Origin of the sequence: Bradyrhizobium genomosp. III, assembly GCF_000261705.1 — a bacterium.
Lineage (GTDB): Bacteria > Pseudomonadota > Alphaproteobacteria > Rhizobiales > Xanthobacteraceae > Bradyrhizobium > Bradyrhizobium ottawaense.
The window spans coordinates 1-858 of sequence record NZ_AJQF01000603.1 but is presented as its reverse complement, the minus strand read 5'-3'; the positions used below and the strand labels follow the sequence as shown (position 1 = coordinate 858).

1 protein-coding gene is annotated in these 858 nt (G+C 67.2%); it reads left to right on the top strand.

The window, feature by feature from the left end:
* Nucleotides 1-858 (top strand): VCBS domain-containing protein (locus IC66_RS0142365; protein ID WP_038951396.1); only part of this gene is annotated, 858 nt, incomplete at both ends.

The window sequence follows — 858 nt, the reverse complement described above, 5'->3', positions numbered from 1 at the left end:
GATGCCAACGGCGCCTGGAGCTACACCGGCAACGGGGCCCACAATGAGCTCACCGCCGGCCAGCAGGTGCAGGACCAGTTTACGGTGACCAGCCAGGACGGCACCGCCACCGGCACGGTGACGGTCACCATCACCGGCAGCAACGACGCGGCGACGGTCTCGTCGGATTCGAAGTCTGTCACCGAGGGCGACACCGCGGCGGCGCTCAACACGAGCGGCCAGCTGACGATTGTGGATCCCGACAGCGGCGAAGCCCATGTCGTCGCCCAGACCAATGCTCACGGGACCTATGGCGAATTCACGATCGATGCCAACGGCGCCTGGAGCTACACCGGCAACGGCGCCCACGATGAGCTCATCGCGGGCCAGCAGGTGCAGGATCAGTTCACGGTCACCAGCCAGGATGGCACCGCCACCGGTACCGTGACGGTGACCATCACCGGCAGCAACGACGCGGCCACGGTCTCTTCCGACTCGAAGCCCGTCACCGAGGGTGATACCGCGGCGGCGCTGAACACCAGCGGCCAGCTCACCGTCACCGACCCGGATACGGGCGAAGCCCACGTCGTCGCGCAATCGAACGTCCACGGGACCTATGGCGACTTCACGATCGATGCCAGCGGCGCCTGGAGCTACACCGGCAACGGCGCTCATGACGAGCTCACCGCGGGCCAACAGGTCCAGGATCACTTCACGGTGACCAGCCAGGACGGGACCGCCTCCGGCACGGTGACGGTCACCATCACCGGCACGAATGACGCGGCGACCGTCAGCTCGGACTCGAAGTCCGCCACCGAGGGCGACACCCCGGCGGCGCTCAACACCTCGGGCCAGCTCACGATTGTGGATCCCGACAGC